At 46.2% G+C, this 22,037-nt stretch carries 19 protein-coding genes; 6 read left to right on the top strand and 13 right to left on the bottom strand.

The genetic code is table 11. The features are described from left to right. Positions 1-8: 8 nt before the first annotated feature. The 11 genes from rsmG to R7P36_RS20280 all read right to left on the bottom strand — a co-directional run bounded on the left by rsmG (position 9) and on the right by R7P36_RS20280 (position 9,906). Positions 9-644, bottom strand: a complete 636-nt coding sequence (gene rsmG / locus R7P36_RS20330) for a 16S rRNA (guanine(527)-N(7))-methyltransferase RsmG (RefSeq protein ID WP_005378902.1) — start codon at positions 642-644, stop codon at positions 9-11. Further along, positions 644-2,539, bottom strand: coding sequence for a tRNA uridine-5-carboxymethylaminomethyl(34) synthesis enzyme MnmG (gene mnmG / locus R7P36_RS20325; protein WP_137282464.1), 1,896 nt, complete (start codon positions 2,537-2,539; stop codon positions 644-646). The genes rsmG and mnmG overlap by 1 nt, the downstream gene beginning before the upstream one ends. Positions 2,540-3,016: 477 nt before the next feature. Further along, positions 3,017-3,451, bottom strand: a complete 435-nt coding sequence (gene mioC, locus R7P36_RS20320) for an FMN-binding protein MioC (RefSeq protein WP_005378900.1) — start codon at positions 3,449-3,451, stop codon at positions 3,017-3,019. A gap of 100 nt (positions 3,452-3,551) precedes the next feature. Beyond that, positions 3,552-4,913, bottom strand: coding sequence for a tRNA uridine-5-carboxymethylaminomethyl(34) synthesis GTPase MnmE (gene mnmE / locus R7P36_RS20315; protein ID WP_005383836.1), 1,362 nt, complete (start codon positions 4,911-4,913; stop codon positions 3,552-3,554). Positions 4,914-5,043: 130 nt separating this feature from the next. Continuing rightward, complete coding sequence (gene yidC, locus R7P36_RS20310; RefSeq protein ID WP_318122292.1) at positions 5,044-6,666, bottom strand: membrane protein insertase YidC; 1,623 nt, start codon at positions 6,664-6,666, stop codon at positions 5,044-5,046. A gap of 2 nt (positions 6,667-6,668) precedes the next feature. Then, on the bottom strand, positions 6,669-6,926 hold the full coding sequence (yidD, locus tag R7P36_RS20305; RefSeq protein WP_005378822.1) for a membrane protein insertion efficiency factor YidD: 258 nt from the start codon (positions 6,924-6,926) through the stop codon (positions 6,669-6,671). After that, positions 6,893-7,216, bottom strand: a complete 324-nt coding sequence (gene rnpA / locus R7P36_RS20300; RefSeq protein ID WP_005394102.1) for a ribonuclease P protein component — start codon at positions 7,214-7,216, stop codon at positions 6,893-6,895. Before rnpA ends, yidD begins: the two co-directional genes overlap by 34 nt. Positions 7,217-7,262: 46 nt before the next feature. Further along, on the bottom strand, positions 7,263-7,397 hold the full coding sequence (gene rpmH / locus R7P36_RS20295; protein ID WP_005378825.1) for a 50S ribosomal protein L34: 135 nt from the start codon (positions 7,395-7,397) through the stop codon (positions 7,263-7,265). A 242-nt stretch (positions 7,398-7,639) separates the two neighbouring features. Beyond that, a complete protein-coding gene (locus R7P36_RS20290) occupies positions 7,640-8,377 on the bottom strand; it encodes an amino acid ABC transporter ATP-binding protein (RefSeq protein ID WP_005378827.1) in 738 nt (245 codons plus the stop codon). Continuing rightward, positions 8,374-9,045, bottom strand: coding sequence for an amino acid ABC transporter permease (locus tag R7P36_RS20285; protein ID WP_005378829.1), 672 nt, complete (start codon positions 9,043-9,045; stop codon positions 8,374-8,376). Before R7P36_RS20285 ends, R7P36_RS20290 begins: the two co-directional genes overlap by 4 nt. A gap of 114 nt (positions 9,046-9,159) precedes the next feature. Beyond that, entirely contained in the window at positions 9,160-9,906 is a 747-nt protein-coding gene (locus tag R7P36_RS20280; RefSeq protein ID WP_005378831.1) for an amino acid ABC transporter substrate-binding protein, read from the bottom strand. 412 nt (positions 9,907-10,318) lie between these two features. Between R7P36_RS20280 and dnaA the strand changes: the two genes are divergently transcribed. The 6 genes from dnaA to R7P36_RS20250 all read left to right on the top strand — a co-directional run bounded on the left by dnaA (position 10,319) and on the right by R7P36_RS20250 (position 18,140). Beyond that, positions 10,319-11,725, top strand: a complete 1,407-nt coding sequence (gene dnaA / locus R7P36_RS20275) for a chromosomal replication initiator protein DnaA (RefSeq protein ID WP_005378835.1) — start codon at positions 10,319-10,321, stop codon at positions 11,723-11,725. Between the two features lie 63 nt (positions 11,726-11,788). Beyond that, positions 11,789-12,889, top strand: a complete 1,101-nt coding sequence (gene dnaN, locus R7P36_RS20270; protein WP_005394106.1) for a DNA polymerase III subunit beta — start codon at positions 11,789-11,791, stop codon at positions 12,887-12,889. A gap of 9 nt (positions 12,890-12,898) precedes the next feature. Next, positions 12,899-13,978 carry a DNA replication/repair protein RecF gene (recF, locus tag R7P36_RS20265; protein ID WP_005378839.1) on the top strand — a complete coding sequence of 360 codons (1,080 nt, stop codon included), beginning with the start codon at positions 12,899-12,901 and terminating at the stop codon, positions 13,976-13,978. A 13-nt stretch (positions 13,979-13,991) separates the two neighbouring features. Further along, positions 13,992-16,409, top strand: a complete 2,418-nt coding sequence (gene gyrB, locus R7P36_RS20260) for a DNA topoisomerase (ATP-hydrolyzing) subunit B (protein ID WP_005378841.1) — start codon at positions 13,992-13,994, stop codon at positions 16,407-16,409. Between the two features lie 343 nt (positions 16,410-16,752). Then, positions 16,753-17,169, top strand: a complete 417-nt coding sequence (locus R7P36_RS20255) for a GreA/GreB family elongation factor (protein ID WP_017821918.1) — start codon at positions 16,753-16,755, stop codon at positions 17,167-17,169. 533 nt (positions 17,170-17,702) lie between these two features. Then, on the top strand, positions 17,703-18,140 hold the full coding sequence (locus tag R7P36_RS20250) for an Hsp20 family protein (protein ID WP_005378857.1): 438 nt from the start codon (positions 17,703-17,705) through the stop codon (positions 18,138-18,140). A gap of 126 nt (positions 18,141-18,266) precedes the next feature. Here R7P36_RS20250 and R7P36_RS20245 read toward each other — a convergent pair whose 3' ends face one another. Then, complete coding sequence (locus R7P36_RS20245) at positions 18,267-19,520, bottom strand: valine--pyruvate transaminase (protein WP_025768941.1); 1,254 nt, start codon at positions 19,518-19,520, stop codon at positions 18,267-18,269. 229 nt (positions 19,521-19,749) lie between these two features. Further along, positions 19,750-21,834: an alpha-amylase gene (locus R7P36_RS20240; protein ID WP_213900060.1), complete on the bottom strand. Its 2,085-nt coding sequence runs from the start codon at positions 21,832-21,834 to the stop codon at positions 19,750-19,752. Positions 21,835-22,037: the final 203 nt, after the last annotated feature.

Here is a 22,037-nt window from a genome sequence, read left to right as displayed (position 1 = left end):
TTACCTCGCTAATTTTCCTTGCGCGATAAGATTACTAGATGACGATCACCTTCCAACTCAGGAACAGCCAAAGATATGATCTCTGTCACACTGCACCATTCAGGAAGCTGATCCATTTCATCTTTAGGGTGCTGTCCTTTCAGCGCTAGAAACACCCCGTGCTCTTGTTTCGGCAAATGGTGGCACCATTCCACCATGTCTGTCATTGAAGCAAAAGCTCGACTCAAAACGCCATCAAATTTTTCTTCAGGCTGGAATTCTTCGACGCGACTTTGAATTGGTGTCACGTTTTTCAGCCCTAATGTGTGCACAACTTGCTTGATAAAACGGATGCGTTTGCCAAGACTGTCGAGCAAAAAGAAGGTTTTCTCAGGGTTCATGATTGCCAAAGGGATGCCCGGTAACCCCGGACCAGTACCAACATCAATGAAGCGCTCACCGGGCAGGTGTGCGCTTACAACGATACTATCAAGAATATGTTTCACTAACATATCAAGCGGATCACGTACCGATGTTAAATTGTACGCTTTGTTCCATTTGTCGAGCAGTTCGACATAACCAACTAACTGCTCTCGTTGCTGTTCTGACACTTCCAAATCGGTTTTCGCGATCAGTGAATCCAGCTTTGTTCGCAATGCGCTCATTATTCTTCCTCACCTTTCTTCAGCAAACCATGCTTTTTCAAGTGAACAAGTAGAATAGAAATTGCAGCAGGCGTAATACCAGAAATGCGTGATGCAATACCGATGCTCTCTGGTTTGGCCTCGCTCAGTTTAGCAACGACTTCGTTTGATAAACCTTTTACATCGCGGTAATCCAAATCAGCAGGTAACTTGGTATTTTCGTGACGCAGTGATTTTTCGATCTCTTCCTGCTGACGCTTGATGTAACCATCGTATTTCACTTGAATTTCAACTTGCTCAGCCGCTTGCTGATCTTCAAGAACAGGAGCAAACGCTTCAAGTTGCGTCAGTTGCGAATAAGTGATCTCTGGACGACGCAGAAGATCCTCACCACTCGCTTCACGGGCCATTGGGGTTTTCAGCAGCTTGTTCAACTCATCAACACCCTCTGACTTCGGATTCATCCACGTTGCTTTCAAACGCTGACGCTCCGTTTCCATATTGTTGATTTTCTCGTTAAAGCGAGCCCAACGAACATCATCAATCAAGCCTAGCTCGCGCGCTTTTTCCGTTAAACGTAAATCGGCGTTATCTTCACGAAGTAGCAGGCGGTATTCCGCACGAGAAGTGAACATGCGGTACGGCTCTTTGGTACCCATGGTCGATAAGTCATCAATCAACACGCCCATGTAAGCTTGGTCACGACGTGGGCTCCAGCCTTCTTTGTCTTGGCTAAACAAGCTTGCGTTTAGGCCCGCCATCAAGCCTTGCGCTGCGGCTTCTTCGTAGCCAGTCGTACCATTAATCTGGCCAGCAAAGAACAAACCATGGATGAACTTCGTCTCGTACGTTTGCTTCAAATCACGTGGATCGAAGAAATCATATTCAATCGCATAACCTGGGCGAACGATGTGTGCATTTTCAAACCCTTTCATTGAGCGCACGATTTGTACTTGCACATCAAATGGCAAGCTGGTCGAGATACCATTAGGGTATAACTCGTGCGTGGTTAGGCCTTCTGGCTCAATGAAGATTTGGTGGCTGTTTTTGTCAGCGAAACGCATCACTTTGTCTTCAATAGACGGACAGTAACGAGGACCAATACCTTCAATCACACCTGCGTACATTGGACTGCGATCCAAGTTACTGCGGATCACATCGTGAGTTTGTTCATTGGTGTGGGTGATGAAACATGGAATCTGACGCGGATGCTGTTCACGTTTGCCCATGAACGAGAATACAGGCGTTGGGTTATCACCGTGCTGAGCTTCTAGCACTGAAAAATCAACAGTACGAGCATCAATGCGCGGTGGAGTACCTGTTTTTAAACGATCCACACGGAACGGCAGTTCACGCAGTCGATCCGCTAATGCGATCGATGGTGGATCCCCGGCACGACCACCAGACGAGCTTTCCATACCTATGTGGATCTTACCACCAAGGAAGGTACCCACGGTTAGCACAACGGCTTTCGCATGAAAGCGAAGTCCCATTTGAGTTACCACACCAACTGCGCGATCTTGTTCAACAATCAGATCATCAACTGACTGCTGGAACAACGTTAAGTTAGGCGCATTTTCTAATGCATTACGAACGTACGCTTTGTACAGAGCGCGATCGGCTTGAGCTCGAGTTGCTCGTACTGCAGGACCTTTGGAGGCATTTAGTGTACGAAACTGAATACCTGCATGGTCGATGGCTTCAGCCATCAAACCGCCCATAGCATCTACTTCTTTTACTAAGTGACCTTTACCAATACCACCGATCGCCGGATTACAAGACATCTGGCCTAATGTATCGATGTTATGGGTAAGGAGAAGCGTTTTTTGTCCTGTGCGTGCAGATGCGAGCGCGGCTTCCGTTCCTGCGTGTCCGCCACCGACAACAATGACGTCAAAGTTTTCGTGATAAAGCATGAACTGACCTCAGGTATTCAAAGGGATTTAATGGACAGATAAAGGAGCCGTATTTTACCTGCTTTATGCCAGAGAGAAAAACGTTTTCTCGTTTTATCCGTTTTAAGCTTCAAGATAAATATATATAAGATCTATATATATGATCTTTTATTAGATCTACTATTAGGATCGACCGTTTCTGTGGATAACCTAAAAATGATCAACAAGATCATGGATCTTCTTTGGATCATATCTTGTGATCATGATTGGATCAGATCGAGGATTACCTGGGATCAAAAGTGGTGGTTATACACAGGGGGTAAAATTGATCAAAGTTGTTATTGGGATAACTAAAGGAAAATCACTGGATCTTATTGTAGTTATCCACAGTCTGTTTGGTTGGTTTTTGAGCGGTTAAACAAAATAATTTGGTGGGAGTTATTCACATGGGAGAAAACAGAGCCGAATTTCGACTCTGTTGAAGGGAAAGTCGTGAGTTTAAAAACGTTCGATATTCTCTTTTAACCACATCTCTGCGGCGTCTTCTGGCACATCATGGCTCAGTACATCGATTTTAAAGCAATCTGCGAGAGGGGTTGCACCAATATCCTCTAATAAATCATAAGCGTGTTGACCAGCGGCACAGAACGTATCGTAGCTAGAGTCACCAATCGCAATCACCGCAAATTTTACATCAGTCATTTTTGGCGGTGTATTTTGTAATGCTGCGATAAAAGGTTGGATATTATCAGGATACTCACCAGCTCCATGTGTAGAGGTGATCACCAACCACGTACCTTGATTTTCGATATCACTGAGGGAAGGCTGGTTGTGGATCGTTGTTTCAAATCCATTCTCGTTGAGTAGATCACTCAGGTGATCCCCTACGTATTCTGCGCCACCTAACGTGCTGCCTGTAATAATGTGGATCATACTTCTTCCTTATTGAATGCGACGGCTAAAGCTCATGGATGGCTTGCCGTACAAAAAGAAACGCGGTGTGAGTTAAGCTCAGCACCGCGCGTTCGATTATTTACTTCCCGATACAGAATGAAGAGAAGATTCGTCCCAGTAAGTCGTCAGAACTGAACTCACCGGTAATCTCATTGAGATGTTGTTGGGTGATGCGTAGCTCTTCAGCCAATATTTCACCTGCCATATAGCCTTCAAGCTGCTCCTGGCCTATTTGAAGGTGCTGTGCGGCACGTTCTAATGCATCGAGATGACGACGACGAGCCATAAACCCACCTTCACTGTTGCCAGAGAAGCCCATACACTCCTTGAGATGATCGCGCAGAGCTTCAACCCCTGCACCAGTCTTCGCTGACAAACGGATAAGAGTAGGGTTATTGACGTGGCAGATCCCCATATCTTCACCCGTTTGATCCGCTTTATTACGGATCACCGTTATGCCAATGTTGTCTGGTAGGCGATCCACAAAATCTGGCCAGATATCTTTCGGATCGGTGGCATCGGTTGTCGTGCCATCCACCATGAACAACACGCGGTCTGCTTGGGCTATTTCATCCCACGCGCGTTCGATACCGATTTTCTCTACTTCATCGGAAGCATCACGCAAACCTGCTGTATCAATGATGTGTAGTGGCATGCCATCAATATGGATATGCTCACGCAGTACATCACGCGTGGTTCCTGCGATGTCGGTTACGATTGCAGATTCTTTACCCGATAGCGCGTTCAGTAGGCTTGATTTGCCCGCATTTGGACGACCCGCAATCACGACTTTCATCCCTTCACGCATAATAGCGCCTTGGTTAGCTTCTTTGCGCACCGCATCTAGGTTGTCGATGATGGCTTGTAGGTCACCAGCCACTTTACCGTCGGCCAAAAAGTCGATCTCTTCTTCAGGGAAGTCGATGGCTGCTTCAACATAGATACGCAAATGAATCAGCGACTCAACTAAGGTATTAATGCGGCCTGAAAATGCGCCCTGTAAGGATTGCAGTGCCGATTTTGCTGCTTCTTCAGAACTGGCATCAATGAGGTCTGCGATCGCCTCGGCTTGAGCGAGGTCGAGTTTATCGTTCAGAAATGCGCGTTCAGAGAACTCACCAGGGCGAGCAGCTCGAATACCATCTATACCTAGAATGCGTTTTATCAGCATATCCATCACGACAGGGCCGCCATGGCCTTGCAGCTCAAGTACGTCTTCACCTGTAAATGAGTGTGGGTTAGGGAAGTACAGTGCGATGCCCTGATCAAGCACAGTGCCATCTTCTGACTTAAACGGCAGGTACTCTGCGTAGCGGGGCTTTAGTGTTTTGCCAGTGACTTCTAACGCCACTTGGTTGGCTTTAGGGCCAGAAACACGAATAATACCGACACCGCCACGACCAGGCGCGGTCGCTTGAGCGACAATCGTATCTGTAGTCATAATTTTGCCTTTTGAGCTGGGCTATAGGGAAGATACCTAGGGAGCCATTACAATTAATTAGCTGAATTGTAATCAGCCAAAAACAAAAAGGCGACCTTTTGGCCGCCTTTCTCAATCATTTCCTAAAAGGTTACTTGCTGTGTAAGCCTTTTTTCTCTAATCCTTTGTAGATCATAGTTTGCTGGATAAGCGTTACGATGTTCGACACCAACCAGTACAGAACGAGACCTGATGGGAAGAACAAGAAGAAGAAGGTAAACATAACCGGCATAAAGGTCATGATCTTCTGCTGCATTGGATCCGTTACCGTTGTCGGGCTCATCTTCTGGATTAGGAACATTGACGCACCCATCAGTAGAGGCAGGATGTAGTAAGGGTCCTGCGCTGAAAGGTCATGAATCCAACCGAAGAATGGAGAGTGACGTAGCTCAACCGATTCCATTAGTGCCCAGTAAAGCGCGATGAAGATAGGCATCTGTAGGATAAGAGGTAAACAACCACCTAGTGGGTTCACTTTCTCTTTCTTGTACAGTTCCATCATTTCTTGGCTCATGCGCTGACGGTCATCACCGATGCGCTCACGCATAGCTTGCAGCTTAGGCTGAAGCATACGCATTTTCGCCATAGACGTGTATTGCGCTTTTGTTAGTGGGTACATTGCACCACGAACGATGAAGGTCAGACAGATGATTGCCACACCCCAGTTGCCAACAAAGCTCTGGATGAATGAAAGCAACATATGAAGAGGCTTCGCAATGAACCATAACCAGCCGTAGTCCACTACTAGGTCTAGGTTAGGTGCCACTTCTGCCATTTCATCTTGCAGTTTTGGACCAACCCAAAGTGTTGCTTCAAACTTAGCCTGATCGCCTGTTGCGATAGTTTTGTTCGGCATACGAACGCCGATGTCGCCTAGGTTGCCAATTACACGAGTGTATAGGTTAGTACCTGGTTCGTTACGTGGGATCCAAGCTGCGGCAAAGTAGTGCTGAATCATTGCTGCCCAACCTTGGCCATCGGCTAGGTTAAGAGACAGGTTGCGATCCTGCATATCATCAAAGCTGTACTTCTTGTAACGCGTATCTTCTGTTGAGTATGCGCCACCACGGTAAGTAGGCATTGTGATGCTACCACCATCGTCCATTAGGTTTTGACGTAGGTGAGCGTACATACCAAATGTTGCGTTGTTGCCTGAGTTGTTCACTACATCGTATTCAACATTAAGCGCGTAGCTGCCGCGTTTAAAGATGTAAGTTTTGGTGTATTCGATGCCGTTTGCAGTGAATGTCATCGGAACGCGAAGTTCATCTTGACCGTCAGCCATTGTGAAGCTGTCTGCACTTACGTTGTAGTGAGGGCGATTTGTGCTGCTCAAGTCGATACCTTGAGGACCCACTAGACCGCTTTGAGCGATAAATTGGTGACCTTGAGCGTCTTTAAGCAGAACAAAGGAATCTGATGAATCTAACTCAGCAGAGTATTCGTTAAGGTTGGCATGTACCACATCGCCACCAACGGTGTCGATCGACAGAGTTAAAACATCAGTCGTTGCTGTGATAGTTTTTGCAGAAGCTTGCTGTTGACCAGGAACTGGGTCAAGTTCATCAGCAAAAGATGGTGCAGGTAGAGTGCTGCTTGATTGAGCCTGTTCAACTGCTTGAGGTTCTGGATTCTTTGCAACTTGCCATTGTTGAAACAGCAAAAAAGAAACCAGGGCCAAACCGATGAGCAGGATATTACGTTGAGAATCCATCGTTAGTTATCTCTGTCTTGTTTTTGGACTGGTGGAACGGGGTCATACCCCCCTTCATTCAAAGGGTGGCATTTTAATAGACGTTTGCCTGATAACCAACATCCTTTTACAAAACCGTGAGCTCTCAAAGCTTCTAGCGCGTAAGTGGAACAGGTTGGTGTGAACCGGCAACGAGGACCAATCAAAGGGCTGATAAACCAGCGATACAGATAAACGAGCCCAATGGCTATCCACGTGAAGGGCGAGACAGGCGTTGCCATAGCTTATCAAACAACTTAAAAATTTCCTCATTGCTTAAATCTTGCGCGCTTTTCTTTGCAATCACAACAAAATCTTTGTTTGGAAGCTGATGTTGATTGTTACGAAAGCTTTCACGAGCCAAACGCTTAAATCGGTTACGACCGACAGCCGTTTTGATTTGCTTTTTGGGAACCGCTAAACCTAATCGTGGGTGAGAAAGTTTGTTATTGCGAGCAATGATGGTGAAATGAGGCGAGCCAGCTCGATGAGCTTGCTGGAAGACGTTTTGATAATGCTCGGGAGTTAACAAACGTAACTCCCGATTAAACGCGTACGTGTTCAAAATAAACTAGCGATTATTTTGATAGGCGCGCACGGCCTTTTGCACGACGTGCGTTGATAACTTTACGACCGTTCTTAGTTGCCATGCGAGCACGGAAGCCGTGAGTACGCTTGCGCTTTAGAACTGTAGGTTGAAAAGTGCGTTTCATGATAATTACCTTTACTGATCAGTAGTTTTAGGTTCTTGTTAAACCCGGCGTGGGTATTTGCTTTCTTATATAAAGAAGCTCTTTATATAGAGAAGGACAACCGACGCCTCTCAACAAAGAGGCGGAATTGTAATCACACTCACATAATGTGTCAATGACTCAATGAGTACGAAATTCCGGCCGGGCGATTATACGTAGTGTGAGTAAAATCTCAAGGATCAATCGATCCTGATGCTTGATCGTTACTCTATTCCTACTTGGTTAAGGAATTTTTTCAAACGAGGATCTTGTGGATTATCGAAGATATCCTGTGGAGAACCTTGCTCAACGATATTGCCTTCCGCCATGAAGATCACTCTATCAGCGACTTCTTTCGCGAATTGCATCTCGTGCGTCACCACCAGCATGGTTTGATGCTGATTAGCTAACTTCTTCATTAATGAGAGAACTTCACCGACCCATTCAGGATCCAGCGCAGAAGTTGGTTCGTCAAACAACAGCAGTTCTGGTTGCAGCGCCATCGCTCGGCCGATACCCACGCGTTGTTGTTGGCCGCCAGATAATGCCGCTGGATAACTATCGCCTTTATCCCCAAGGCCGATGTCATCCAGAATTTGTTGCGCTCGTTTGAGAGCATCGGCTTTTTTCCAACCTCGAACGGTCACTAGACCTTCGGCAATGTTCTGGCGCGCATTCATATGGGCAAACAGGGCATAGTTTTGGAACACAAAGCCAGTTCGACGACGCAGCGCTAATACTTCGGCTTTAGTGTGTTTTTGAGTATCAACGGAGATGTCATCTATCGTGATACGACCTTCATCTGCTTGTTCTAGAAAGTTCACCGTACGCAGCAAGGTTGATTTACCCGTACCACTTGAGCCGATAATCACGATGATCTCACCTTGCTTAATATCGAGGTCGATGCCTTTCAGCACTTCAGTCTCACCAAAACGTTTGTGAATATTTTCTAACTTAATCATCGTACGTACGCCTTATTCAGTTTTGCTTCTGCCCAGATTTGTACGCGAGTCAGAATTACCACCACGCCCCAGTAAATAAGAGCAACCGCAAGGAAAGCTTCAAAGAAACGGAAACTTGATGAGGCTTCCATCTGTGCTTTCGCCATGATTTCGGCCACACCAAGCGTGAAAGCGAGAGACGTTGACTTGATCATATCGATGAAATAGTTCATCAATGAAGGCAGTGCGACACGCGTTGCTTGAGGTAAAATCACTCGGCGCATTGCTTGGGATGTCGTCATACCGACCGATAAGCTCGCTTCCATTTGGCTGCGATCAATGCCAATAATGGCGGCACGAATACTTTCCGCCATATAAGCGGCAAAGTGCAGCGTTAAACCGATAACCGCTGCTGAAAAGGCGTCGATACCGACCATCAATGGAAAAATTTGCGGTAAGCCGTAATAAAGCAGGAAAAGCTGAACCAACAGTGGGGTGCCACGGAAGAAGCTGATGTACAGTTGGCTTAATTGATCCAGAACTGGCAGTTTAAATACGCGAATATTGGCTAAAATGACGGATAAAATCAGCGAAAACACCAATCCCCATGTCGCCATTTCCATGGTTGTGCCAAGATATTTCAGCAATATCGGCAGCAGTTCCAACATGTAATTAAAGTCAAATCCCATACGGCTTACCTAAAGGCTAGAGAAAAGAAAAGGTGGAAAACAAGTTCCACCTTTACGTAAGTTTATTTTAGTCCGAGAGTGATACCACTTTGCGGCCTAAAGTACAAAGAGTTCTTATTTCGTGATGTCAGCGCCAAACCACTTCACGGAAATTTTCTCTACTGTACCATCTGCGCGCATCTCAGCCAGTGCTTTGTTTACTTCTTCTTGCAGCTTACGACCTTTCTCGTTGTCAACGAAAGGCCATGCGTTTTGAATGGTCTCAAACGGTTCGCCTGCCAATTCCAGAGGAAGGCCAGTTTTCTTAATCAGCTCTAACGCAGAAAGACGATCCATTACAAACGCGTCTGCACGACCGAGCGCCACGTCATGTTCGATACCTGTGTCGTACGTTTTAATGTTGATCTTGCCGTCTTTGTCGTATTGACGCAGCAGTTGCTCAAAGTTAGAGCCTAGGTTCACCGCAACGGTTTTGCCCGCAAGATCGTCAACACCTTTGATGCTGTCGTTGCCTTTACGCACGGTAATTTGTGCGCCATCTACAACGTAAGGGTCAGCAAATAGGTATTTAGCTTTACGCTCATCAGTCATGGTGATTTGGTTGGAGATCGTATCGATACGACCTGTTTCTAAAAGACCAAATAAACCAGAGAAGTTGGCTGTTACGTATTCGATTTTGTAATCGTTACGTTTACCGATTTCATCCCACATGTCGACTTCAAAGCCTTGTAGCTTGTCTTGCTTTACAAAAGTAAACGGGAAGTAGCGACCTGACATACCAACTTTGACTTCAGTAGCGGCTTGTACGGTTGCTGCCGACAGTGCAATGGCTGCAACGGCAACCTTAATCCAGTTTTTCATAATACATCTCCATAATTTTATGGTTGGAAATACTACTGTTAGTTAGCTCAATTAAATAAATAACCAAGAGCAATAACCTAGACCTGTGAGTTATTAGATAATAGAAGAAGAATGTTAAATGTGACGAAAATGCGAACTGAACCTAGCGAAATGATCGACAAAATCAGCATTGGGAATAAAATAATACACAGACTTATCACCAATCGCTCGATCTTGTTAATTTTGCCCAATTGTGGATCGTTGTGTGGGCAAATTTGGGGCAAGGTGTGTTGATCTCATCAAGTTTGCAGAAATAATTGTGAATAACTTGGATCTTATTCACTGGATCGTCGATCAATCGCTGGCGATCTTGGTTATCAACAGGTAAAATTGCCAGTCTTTTCCGATAATTCAATTACTCAGTGGGGGCACCGTGTCATCTTCGCTTTGGCTGCAATGTTTGCAGCAGCTTCAAGAAGAGCTACCAGCTACAGAATTCAGCATGTGGGTTCGTCCGCTACAAGCGGAGCTCAATGACAATACTCTCACTCTATTCGCGCCAAACCGCTTTGTGTTGGACTGGGTGCGTGATAAGTATCTGAACAATATTACTCGCTTACTGCAGGAATACTGCGGTGGCGATATTCCTAACTTACGTTTTGAAGTGGGGAGCCGACCTGTCTCTGCACCAAAACCAGCGCCGACACGTACGCCTGCAGATGTGGCTGCCGAGTCATCTGCACCTGCGCAATTACAGGCGCGTAAGCCAGTACACAAAACCTGGGATGACGACGCTCAAGCGATTGCGGCTATCAATCACCGCTCAAACATGAACCCAAAACACAAGTTCGATAACTTTGTTGAAGGTAAGTCGAACCAACTGGGTTTGGCTGCGGCGCGTCAGGTATCGGATAATCCTGGTGCAGCATACAACCCGCTGTTCCTATACGGCGGCACGGGCTTGGGTAAAACGCACTTGTTGCATGCGGTGGGCAACGCGATTGTGGATAACAACCCGAACGCAAAAGTGGTCTACATGCACTCAGAACGTTTTGTGCAAGACATGGTAAAAGCGCTGCAAAACAATGCGATTGAAGAATTCAAACGCTACTACCGCAGCGTGGATGCGCTCCTTATCGATGACATCCAATTCTTTGCTAATAAAGAACGTTCACAAGAAGAATTCTTCCATACCTTCAACGCACTATTGGAAGGTAATCAGCAGATCATTCTAACGTCTGACCGTTATCCTAAAGAAATTAATGGCGTTGAAGATCGTCTTAAATCTCGCTTTGGTTGGGGTCTTACTGTTGCGATCGAGCCACCTGAGCTTGAAACGCGTGTGGCGATCTTGATGAAAAAAGCTGAAGATCACCAAATCCACCTTGCTGATGAAGTGGCATTCTTCATTGCCAAGCGTCTGCGTTCGAACGTTCGTGAGCTCGAAGGTGCACTGAACCGTGTTATCGCGAACGCGAACTTTACTGGTCGTCCAATTACGATTGATTTTGTTCGTGAAGCGCTGCGCGATCTGCTTGCTCTACAAGAGAAGCTGGTGACGATCGATAACATTCAAAAGACCGTGGCGGAATACTACAAGATTAAAGTAGCGGACTTGCTGTCTAAGCGTCGTTCTCGTTCTGTAGCGCGTCCTCGTCAGCTGGCTATGGCGTTAGCAAAAGAACTAACCAACCATAGCTTGCCTGAAATTGGCGATGCGTTTGGGGGCCGCGATCATACGACCGTACTTCATGCTTGTCGCAAGATTGAGCAGCTGCGTGAAGAGAGCCACGACATTAAAGAAGATTACTCTAACTTGATTCGCACCCTGTCTTCGTAATCGGTTAGAATAACGGTATTCTAAGCAAATCATTTATTGAGCTGACAGCGTAAAGAGCCAAGCATGAAATTTACCATTGAACGTAGTCATTTAATCAAACCGCTACAGCAGGTTTCGGGCGCTTTAGGTGGCCGACCAACTCTGCCAATCCTGGGTAACCTACTTCTTAAAGTAGAAGAGAACGTATTGTCGATGACGGCAACCGATCTTGAAGTAGAGTTAGTAAGCAAAGTGACGCTAGAAGGTGATTTTGAAGCGGGCAGCATTACCGTTCCTTCGCGTAAGTTTCTCGATATCTGTCGTGGTTTACCGGACGATGCGATCATCACATTTGTATTAGAAGGTGATCGCGTACAAGTTCGCTCTGGTCGCAGCCGTTTCTCGTTGGCAACGCTTCCTGCGAACGATTTCCCTAATATTGAAGACTGGCAAAGTGAAGTGGAAGTATCACTGAGCCAAGCTGATTTACGTACGCTGATCGACAAAACTCAGTTCTCGATGGCGAATCAAGACGTTCGTTACTACCTCAACGGCATGTTGTTTGAAATTGACGGCACCACGCTACGCAGCGTAGCGACGGACGGCCACCGTATGGCGGTATCGCAAACTCAGCTAGGTGCGGACTTTGCGCAGAAGCAAATCATCGTGCCACGCAAAGGTGTGCAAGAATTAGTAAAGTTGATGGATGCGCCAGAGCAGCCCGTAGTACTTCAGATCGGTAGCTCCAATGTTCGTGCTGAGGTGAATAACTTTACTTTTACCTCTAAGTTGGTTGATGGTCGTTTCCCTGACTACCGCCGTGTATTGCCTCAGAGCACCAATAAGACACTAATAGCAAGTTGTGACGAGTTGCGCCAAGCCTTCTCTCGTGCTGCTATTCTTTCCAACGAAAAATTCCGTGGCGTGCGTGTGAATCTGGCTGATACTGAAATGCGCATAACCGCGAATAACCCAGAACAAGAAGAAGCGGAAGAGATGCTTGATGTAACCTTTGAAGGTGACGCCATCGAAATCGGCTTTAACGTAAGCTATGTGCTTGATGTTCTGAACACGTTGCGTTGTGAAAATGTACGAGTGTCGATGTCGGATGCTAACGCTAGCGCGTTGATTGAAAATGCCGACGATGACAGTGCCATGTACGTGGTGATGCCAATTCGTCTATAAGCCAACTGAATGCCTCTTTCTCGTCTCATCATTCAGCAGTTTCGAAACATTAAAGCCTGTGATATTGAGTTATCAGCAGGCTTTAACTTTCTTATCGGGCCGAACGGCAGCGGTAAAACCAGTGTCTTAGAAGCGGTTTATCTGCTCGGGCATGGCCGCTCATTCAAGAGCTCTCTCACCGGACGAGTGATACAAAATGAGTGTGACGAACTGTTTGTTCATGGCCGTTTTTTGAACTCGGATCAATTTGAGCTACCTATCGGCATTAATAAGCAGCGTGATGGCTCAACAGAGGTTAAAATAGGCGGTCAATCTGGACAAAAATTAGCGCAGTTGGCACAAGTTCTGCCTCTGCAGTTGATACACCCAGAAGGGTTTGATTTACTGACAGATGGCCCTAAACATCGTCGTGCGTTTATTGATTGGGGCGTGTTTCATACCGAGCCCGCTTTTTATCAAGCATGGGGAAGGTTCAAGCGCCTGAACAAGCAGCGCAACGCGTTGTTGAAAACCGCCAATAGTTATCGTGAGCTCAGTTATTGGGATCAGGAAATGGCAGGATTGGCTGAAAACATCAGCCAATGGCGAGCAAGTTACATCGAGCAGATGAAAACCGTCGCAGAAACTATCTGTCAGACATTTTTGCCAGAATTTGAGATCCAATTGAAGTATTATCGTGGCTGGGATAAAGACACTCCATACCACGAGATACTAGAAAAGAATTTTGAGCGTGATCAGGCATTGGGATACACCTTTAGTGGCCCAAACAAAGCTGATTTGCGCATTAAAGTGAACGGAACGCCCGTTGAAGATGTTCTGTCACGCGGTCAATTAAAACTCATGGTGTGTGCATTGCGTGTAGCGCAAGGGCAACACCTGACAGAGATGGCCGGTAAACAATGCATTTACCTAATTGATGACTTCGCGTCGGAATTAGATAGCCAACGTCGCAAGCGTCTTGCTGACTGCTTAAAAGAGACGGGCGCACAAGTATTTGTAAGCTCTATCACTGAAAGCCAAATCGCCGATATGTTGGACGATAACGGTAAATTGTTTCATGTGGAACATGGCAGGATAGAGTCAAACTAGAAGAGAGAAACTCATGTCTGAAAATTACGATTCATCGAGTATTAAGGTACTGAAGGGTCTGGATGCGGTACGTAAGCGTCCAGGAATGTACATCGGCGATACGGACGACGGCACCGGCCTTCACCACATGGTTTTCGAGGTGGTGGATAACTCAATTGATGAAGCGTTGGCAGGTCACTGTAAAGACATCGTTGTGACAATTCATGAGGATAACTCGGTTTCCGTTAGCGATGATGGTCGTGGCATTCCAACAGAAATCCACTCAGAGGAAAATGTCTCTGCAGCAGAAGTAATTATGACGGTTCTTCACGCGGGTGGTAAGTTCGACGATAACTCATACAAAGTATCGGGTGGTCTTCACGGGGTAGGTGTTTCAGTAGTAAACGCACTATCAGAGAAAGTTGAGCTAACGATTCATCGTGGTGGCCATATCCATACGCAAACCTACCGCCATGGTGAGCCTCAAGCGCCACTAGCCGTTGTGGGTGATACGGATAAAACCGGTACACAAATTCGTTTCTGGCCAAGTGCCGAGACGTTCTCTAACACTGAGTTCCACTATGACATTCTGGCGAAACGCCTGCGTGAACTGTCATTCCTGAACTCTGGTGTGTCGATCAAATTGGTTGATGAACGTGAAGCGGACAAACATGATCACTTCATGTATGAAGGTGGTATTCAAGCGTTCGTTGATCACCTAAACACCAACAAAACGCCAATCATCGAAAAAATCTTCCACTTTAACTCTGAGCGTGAAGACGGCATTTCAGTTGAAGTGGCGATGCAATGGAACGATGGTTTCCAAGAGAACATCTTCTGCTTTACCAACAATATCCCACAGCGTGATGGTGGTACTCACCTTGCTGGTTTCCGTGCTGCGCTAACACGTACATTGAACAGCTTTATGGATAAAGAAGGTTTCTCGAAGAAAGCGAAAACAGCGACTTCAGGCGACGATGCGCGTGAAGGTCTAACTGCGGTTGTTTCGGTGAAAGTGCCTGATCCTAAGTTCTCAAGCCAAACAAAAGACAAACTGGTTTCTTCTGAAGTGAAATCAGCTGTTGAGTCTGCAATGGGTGAAAAACTGTCTGAGTTCTTGATTGAGAACCCGACAGAAGCGAAGATGGTTTGTTCGAAAATCATCGATGCAGCACGTGCTCGTGAAGCAGCGCGTAAAGCTCGTGAAATGACGCGCCGTAAAGGTGCACTAGACCTAGCTGGCCTTCCAGGTAAACTTGCAGACTGTCAGGAAAAAGATCCGGCACTCTCTGAACTATACATAGTGGAGGGTGATTCGGCAGGCGGCTCCGCAAAACAAGGCCGTAACCGTAAGAACCAAGCAATCCTACCGCTAAAAGGTAAGATTCTTAACGTAGAAAAAGCACGTTTCGACAAGATGCTATCTTCTCAAGAAGTAGCAACACTGATCACCGCACTAGGTTGTGGTATCGGTCGTGACGAGTACAACCCGGACAAGCTTCGTTACCACAACATCATCATCATGACCGATGCCGATGTCGATGGTTCGCACATCCGTACGCTACTGTTGACCTTCTTCTACCGTCAAATGCCAGAGCTTATTGAGCGTGGCTATGTGTACATCGCTCAGCCACCACTATACAAAGTGAAAAAAGGCAAACAAGAGCAGTACATCAAAGATGAAGAAGCGATGAACCAATACCAAGTATCATTGGCTCTGGACAATGCATCGCTACACGTAAACGCAGAAGCACCAGCATTGGCTGGTGAAGCACTAGAGAAGCTTGTTCAACAGTACAATGCGGGTATCAAACTGGCGGAACGTATGAGCCGTCGTTACCCAAGTGCTTTGGTAAACGAGTTGATTTACACTCCTCGCCTAACGCCAGAGCAATGCCATGACGCATCAGTTGTGGAAGCGTGGACGAAGCAGCTTATTGAACAGCTGAATGCGAAAGAAGTGGGTGCAAGCCAGTACAGCTACGAAGTTGAGCAGCACGAAGAGCTAGGCTTAAACTTGCCTAAGATTGTGGTTCGTACTCACGGCGTGACGCACGAACATGCAATTAGCATCGACTTCCTAAACTCGAAAGAGTACGGCAAGTTGGCTGATCTATCAGAAGCACTTGATGGACTTCTGGAAGAAGGCGCGTACATCAAACGTGGTGAGCGTACTATGCCAGTGGCAAACTTTGCAGAAGCGCTTGACTGGTTAGTGAAAGAGTCAATGCGTGGCTTAAGCCGTCAGCGCTACAAAGGTCTAGGTGAGATGAACCCAGACCAACTTTGGGAAACCACCATGGACCCAGAAACTCGTCGTATGATGCAGGTAACGATTGAAGATGCGGTAGGCGCAGATCAACTGTTCACTACGCTAATGGGTGACCAAGTAGAACCTCGTCGTAACTTCATCGAAGAGAACGCACTGAAAGTAGCGAACCTAGACGTATAACGACACTGTTCGTGATAGTAAAAAGCAGCGAGAAATCGCTGCTTTTTTTGTTTTACCACCAGCTAAAATCGCCACTTTCTGCTAAAGCGGATGTTTTTCTGGTACTAACTGCCAACAACCCGATCAAGCCTGCCATTTTATTTCTGTTTTCTTTTTTTCTCGCCATTTTGTTCGCTTGAGCGTTTTTGCTTTCTTTTTTCTGCTCGCTATAGTGCTGAAGAGCTGATGAATAAGGAGACTAAGAAAATGGTGATGACTTTCCTGAACTAAGCCGGAAGTGATGCACTTCCGGTTCAATGCACTGAATTTATTTGTAAGACAAGGCATTAAGAAGGAAATAATCATGTTTGAACGCTGGTTCTCAGCGTACTGCTTGGCGCTGCGAACTTGGTGGTTAACCAGTCGCTTTTTAACCTATCAATCACCACTAAGGTTGTTATCGCTATTTGAAACCTGCGAGCAACAAGCCCATTGCCGTAACCGAACTCGTATTGCGGTTGGGGACACGGTTCGCTTAGTGGATGTTGAACGCGCCTATCAATATCGCATGACATTGGTCAGCTCGCGCAAGGGGCAACCCATGACAGGTATGCTCGCGGTCGATTCTTATTTGGGGTCTCGACTATTAGGTCGAGCTAAAAATGATGCGCTCGAAGTGGAAATTTTTAATCAGCGACGCTGCTTTGTGATTACTGAAATTGTTCATCAATCGCAACCACCAGCTCAGAAAATGCTGTGTGGTTGTCTGTTGTGCCAATAAATAGAGGTGAAGTCATGAGTAAGAAAGAAAAGAAACAACCGCAGTTGAGTCTAAAAGAAAAGCGCAAACTAAAGCAGGAAAAGGCGGCAGAAAAGGGCGTTGTAAAAGCGCGTAAATCCTCCCGCAAGTAAAGTGTAGATTGAGCCCTCCAGAACGGCGGGCTTTTTATCACTGATCGCGAAGTGATGAGGAACTAAGCTGTTCAAGGGGATAGTGGATGCTTTAAAAATTTTTTGTTTTTTCCCTTGAAAGTCATTTTTGACGACCTTATATCTAGTTATGAAGAGGGTGACTGGCTTGCTAGAGACTAGAAGACCAGCCCTCTGAAATCGCTAAAACGAGATCGCTCAGAAGAGGATATGGCGTTTTAGCACACAACTTAAACCTTTAGATTCAATATCATGTCTCCGAGCCAAACCAAGGCCAGTGGAATGATAAGAATCTCTTAGTTCGGCGTTGGTTTTTGCATAAACACGCCAGTAGGATTGAACTCATCTGAACTAAGACTATTGCTTAATTAAGAGGATAGATTTATGCGTAATGTAGATTTCTCACCACTATACCGTAATGCAATTGGCTTTGATCGTCTGCTAAACCTGATGGAAGCGAATACAGCGAAAAATACTTCTGGCGGTTACCCTCCATACAACATTGAGCAAAAAGACGAGCACAACTACCGTATTACTATGGCCGTTGCTGGCTTTGCTGAAGAACAGCTCGATCTGACTCAAAACGAAAACATGTTGATTGTGAAGGGCGAACGTAAAGCCGAAGAAGGCAAAAACTACGTTTACCAAGGTATTGCAGAACGTGATTTTGAACGTAAATTCCAGCTAGCGGATTACGTAAAAGTCGTGGGTGCATCAATGGAAAACGGTCTGCTTCATATCGATTTAGTTCGTGAAATCCCTGAAGCCATGCAACCACGTAAGATTGCTATCGGTGGTAACAACCTGATTGAGAACAACTAATCAGTTAACCACCCAGTTATAGAATGAGAAAGAGCGCCATATGGGCGCTCTTTTTAGTTTGGGGTTTTCAAATCCGCTATTTTAAAGCCGTAATTTCAAAGAGAAGAACGGCTGAGTTCAATCCATCTATTTACCTTCGCGGTAAGCCTTTTCCACTTCTTCAGCGATAATCGCAATGCCTTTTTGCATCATCTCATCATCTTGAACGTAGTTCATACGCAGGCATTGGTGCGCGTGATCCCACTCGTCTTGCTGACCAATAAAGAAATATTCACCAGGGACAATCAATACGCCACGCGCTTTCAAGCGTTGGTACAGTTCCATTGTTGTGATTGGCAGTTCATCAAACCATAACCACAAGAAGATAGCGCCTTCCGGCTTGTGGATGCGGAATCGCTCATCGGTAATTGCTTGTTGGAGCAGTTCAACCGCACGTTGTGATTTTTGCTTGTAGAACGGCTTAATCACCTCTGAACTCAGTTTAAGCAGATCACCTTTGCCAATGATATGGTTTGCCAGCGCTGGACCAACACTGCCCGGCGCTAGGCTGATGATGCCGTTCATATTGGTTAACGCTTGAGTGATTTCTTCACTCGCAATCACAATGCCACAACGCACACCTGGCAAGCCAAGTTTAGATAGGCTCATGCATAGGATGGTGTTTTCATTCCAGAACGGTTCGACATCTTCAAAGATGATGTTCGGGAAAGGTAGACCGTAGGCGTTATCGATGATCAGCGGGATGTTGTTCTCACGTGCTAGCTTGTCCAGTTTACGTACTTCTTCGTCTGTCAGTACATTACCCGTTGGGTTGGTTGGACGAGACGCGCAGATTGCCGCAACAGAGTCGTCGACGGTTAGTTGCTCAAAATCGACGTGGTATTTAAACAGACCGTTATCTAACAGCTCGATTTCTGGGTGGTAAGAGATAAAGATATCTTCATCAATGCCTGCATCACCATAACCGATGTACTCAGGTGCGATAGGTAGTAGCACTTTCTTATGCGAACCATCTGGCTGTTTACCTGCCAACAAGTTGAACAAGTAGAAGAAGCCACTTTGGCTGCCGTTAGTTAGGCTGATGTTCTTTTCGGAAATATCCCAGCCGTAAGTTTCACGGAATAACTGAGCTAGCGCTTTGACGAACGCGTCTTTACCCTGCGGGCCATCGTAGTTGGCGAGGGCGGCGACGAGCTCCCCACTGGCGAGCATTTCCTCACTGGCTTGGTGAAAGTAATCGAGCATGGCAGGAATGGCGGCAGGATTACCTCCACCGAGCATGATGGCACCTGGTGTGCGCAGACCATCATTCAAATCGTCCATTAACTGCGTAATACCTGAATACTGATTAAATTTTTCACCAAACTTTGAGAACTGCATGCTGACTTATACCTAATTCATTGTGATTGCTTTGTGTATGTTTATGCCGATGTTTTATCGGCTTATCGAGTAATCCTTGACCTTACCTCAATGTGTAATTAACGCAAAGTGTGAATTAAGCCGAAAAAGAAAAAAGTGCGTCATCAGACCAGAGGGACGAGACTAAATGGCAAAAAGAACAATAAAAAAGGGAAGCTTATGCTTCCCTTGCTGGTGGAGAGAGTGTGATTTACTCACCGGTGTAAACAATCAGTACCTTGTCGTCTTGGTATTGGCGTTCGAACGCGTAGTAACCTTCTTGATTGCGAGTGATGTGCTTACCTTGAGCAACCGCTGGGTGGCGTTTACGGAATTCACCCAATTTTTGCCAATGTTGCAGCAGATCTTCACGCTCGCCATGAATCTTATCCCATGGCATATCTGAGCGTGTGCCTTGGTGGGCGTCTGAACCAGTAATGCCAAAATCACGAGCTATCTCATCACCGTAATAGATCTGTACTGCACCCGGAGCCAGCATCAGAGCATTTGCCGCACGTGCTTGGTCATCAAAGCTGCGGCTGCGTGCCGACCAAAACAGTTGTGTATCGTGTGAAGACAGGTAGCTCAACACATTGAACTCAGGATCGGTATTGATGCGCTCTGCATAGCGGCGGTAATCATTATCAAGTTGAGCGAAACACTTCAGCGCTTTTGGTGCCACATCAGATTGGAACTCGAAGTTGATGATGGAATCGAAGCCGTTATCGAAATACGGGCTCTTCACTACGCTGTGTGCCCACACTTCACCTGTCATCCAAAATGGCAGGTCATCTAGTGCTTTGTCTGGATTGTTTTGCTTCCACTGGGCAAGCGCTTGAGTGGTGCTGGCTTTCAACTCTGCCCACGCTTCCATTTCAACGTGTTTGGCCGTGTCGACACGGAAGCCGTCAATGCCGTAGTCACGTACCCAATCGGATAACCAGGTAATCAGGTGTTCACGTGGGGTTTGCAGCTCATCTTGCGCATTGGTGTCTTTATTGCGGAAGAAGTTTGGTAATCCGGTTTTCTTAGTCGATTCGGTTTTGAGATCCGGTAGGTAGTTCAAAGACATGGTGATATCGTTGTAGCCCGGAGCATCGTAGTCACCAATGTCGGTGCGGATCCAATCTTTGCCCCACCATTTATCCCACGCTTCGCTATCACCGTATTTGATGTAATCGTTGAAGCTGTGCCAGCTTTGTCCTGATTTTGGCTGCCAGTCGGTCCATTTTTCACCGAGGACTTCTTTGGCTTCTTGGTCATCAAGGTAAAGCTGACCAAAGCCGAATTCCTGCATGTCTGCTAATGTTGCGTAGCCAGTGTGGTTCATGACTACATCCCAAATCACGCGGATGCCTTTCTTGTGGGCGGTATCGACGAAGGTTCTGAGTTCATCTTCGGTACCCATGTTGGCATCAAGCTTGGTCCAATCTTGGTGGTAGTAGCCGTGGTAGCCGTAGTGCTTAAAGTCGCCTTTATCGCCGCCGCCAACCCAGCCGTGGATTTGTTCCAGTGGTGAGGTTATCCAGATAGCATTGACACCAAGTGATTCGATGTAATCGAGTTTTTTCGTCAGACCCGCTAAGTCACCACCGTGGAAGGTACCAATCTCATATTTTCCGTCTTTGCTGCGACCGTAGCTGTTGTCGTTGTCTGGGTTGCCATTGTAGAAGCGGTCGGTCATGACGAAGTACACCGTCGCATTGTCCCAACTGAACGGTTTGTCGGCTTGCTGTTCAACTTCTTCTAGCAGCAATAGACCTTGGCTCATAGGACCCGGTTGCATGGTGACGCTGCCATTGGCGACAGTGGTTTCTTGTTCGGTTAAGGCATCACGAACGACAGTGCCATCATTAAAAGTTTGAGCAACGTTGATGGTTTTTGGCGTGTCAGTTGCGACAGGGCAAGAGTAGGTGATGTCCTGACTTTGTTTTGGTTTAATTTTTACCGTCAGTTCGTTGGTGGTTGGATTGAGCGTAAATTGATAGGTATTGGCTTTGAAGATGCGCAGCGGCATTTGTGCATCAGTGGCGCAATTATCCATTTTTAATGGACGATTGAATTTGATGCGATCTTCTTCTGCTAGGGCAAAGCTACTGCCACAGCTTTGCTTGCTGTCAGCAATGGTAAAGGTATAACTGCCTTTTTCGAGTTTTTGCTCAGCGACAAGTAAGCCTTGTGAGTTTTCCTCAAAAACAGCGGTGTCATCACCAACGTTTAATACGATGGCATTTTCTGGTATCTGGCTGCAGGCGCTCAGTAGACCGATAGAGAGTGCGAGAATTGTTTTTTTCATTGTGTCCTTCCCCCGAATAAACAGTCCAGTTATAGCAAAACTGTGCCTCTACAATCCGAGCTCTACACCAACAAGTTAAACGCGTCTCACCCTACAAATTTTAGTCTTGTTCACAAAATGAATAATAAGCGTCACCTTCATCGGTTTGAAGGCAACAAAAAAGGGAAGCATCTGCTTCCCTTTTACTTATTTCTTAATCACTT

Origin of the sequence: Vibrio sp. 397 (genome assembly GCF_033339395.1) — a bacterium.
Classification (GTDB): Bacteria; Pseudomonadota; Gammaproteobacteria; order Enterobacterales; family Vibrionaceae; genus Vibrio; species Vibrio alginolyticus.
Note: the sequence above shows the minus strand (reverse complement) of the source record. Positions and strands in the feature narration are given on the sequence as shown.

Excerpts from the sequence above, each read along its gene's own strand:
- rsmG (WP_005378902.1), bottom strand. The coding sequence starts at position 644 with ATGAGCGCATTGCGAACAAAGCTGGATTCACTGATCGCGAAAACCGAT.
- mnmG (WP_137282464.1), bottom strand. The coding sequence starts at position 2,539 with ATGCTTTATCACGAAAACTTTGACGTCATTGTTGTCGGTGGCGGACAC.
- mioC (WP_005378900.1), bottom strand. The coding sequence starts at position 3,451 with ATGATCCACATTATTACAGGCAGCACGTTAGGTGGCGCAGAATACGTA.
- mnmE (WP_005383836.1), bottom strand. The coding sequence starts at position 4,913 with ATGACTACAGATACGATTGTCGCTCAAGCGACCGCGCCTGGTCGTGGC.
- yidC (WP_318122292.1), bottom strand. The coding sequence starts at position 6,666 with ATGGATTCTCAACGTAATATCCTGCTCATCGGTTTGGCCCTGGTTTCT.
- yidD (WP_005378822.1), bottom strand. The coding sequence starts at position 6,926 with ATGGCAACGCCTGTCTCGCCCTTCACGTGGATAGCCATTGGGCTCGTT.
- rpmH (WP_005378825.1), bottom strand. The coding sequence starts at position 7,397 with ATGAAACGCACTTTTCAACCTACAGTTCTAAAGCGCAAGCGTACTCAC.
- R7P36_RS20290 (WP_005378827.1), bottom strand. The coding sequence starts at position 8,377 with ATGATTAAGTTAGAAAATATTCACAAACGTTTTGGTGAGACTGAAGTG.
- R7P36_RS20285 (WP_005378829.1), bottom strand. The coding sequence starts at position 9,045 with ATGGGATTTGACTTTAATTACATGTTGGAACTGCTGCCGATATTGCTG.
- R7P36_RS20280 (WP_005378831.1), bottom strand. The coding sequence starts at position 9,906 with ATGAAAAACTGGATTAAGGTTGCCGTTGCAGCCATTGCACTGTCGGCA.
- dnaN (WP_005394106.1), top strand. The coding sequence starts at position 11,789 with ATGAAATTTACCATTGAACGTAGTCATTTAATCAAACCGCTACAGCAG.
- recF (WP_005378839.1), top strand. The coding sequence starts at position 12,899 with ATGCCTCTTTCTCGTCTCATCATTCAGCAGTTTCGAAACATTAAAGCC.
- gyrB (WP_005378841.1), top strand. The coding sequence starts at position 13,992 with ATGTCTGAAAATTACGATTCATCGAGTATTAAGGTACTGAAGGGTCTG.
- R7P36_RS20255 (WP_017821918.1), top strand. The coding sequence starts at position 16,753 with ATGTTTGAACGCTGGTTCTCAGCGTACTGCTTGGCGCTGCGAACTTGG.
- R7P36_RS20250 (WP_005378857.1), top strand. The coding sequence starts at position 17,703 with ATGCGTAATGTAGATTTCTCACCACTATACCGTAATGCAATTGGCTTT.
- R7P36_RS20245 (WP_025768941.1), bottom strand. The coding sequence starts at position 19,520 with ATGCAGTTCTCAAAGTTTGGTGAAAAATTTAATCAGTATTCAGGTATT.
- R7P36_RS20240 (WP_213900060.1), bottom strand. The coding sequence starts at position 21,834 with ATGAAAAAAACAATTCTCGCACTCTCTATCGGTCTACTGAGCGCCTGC.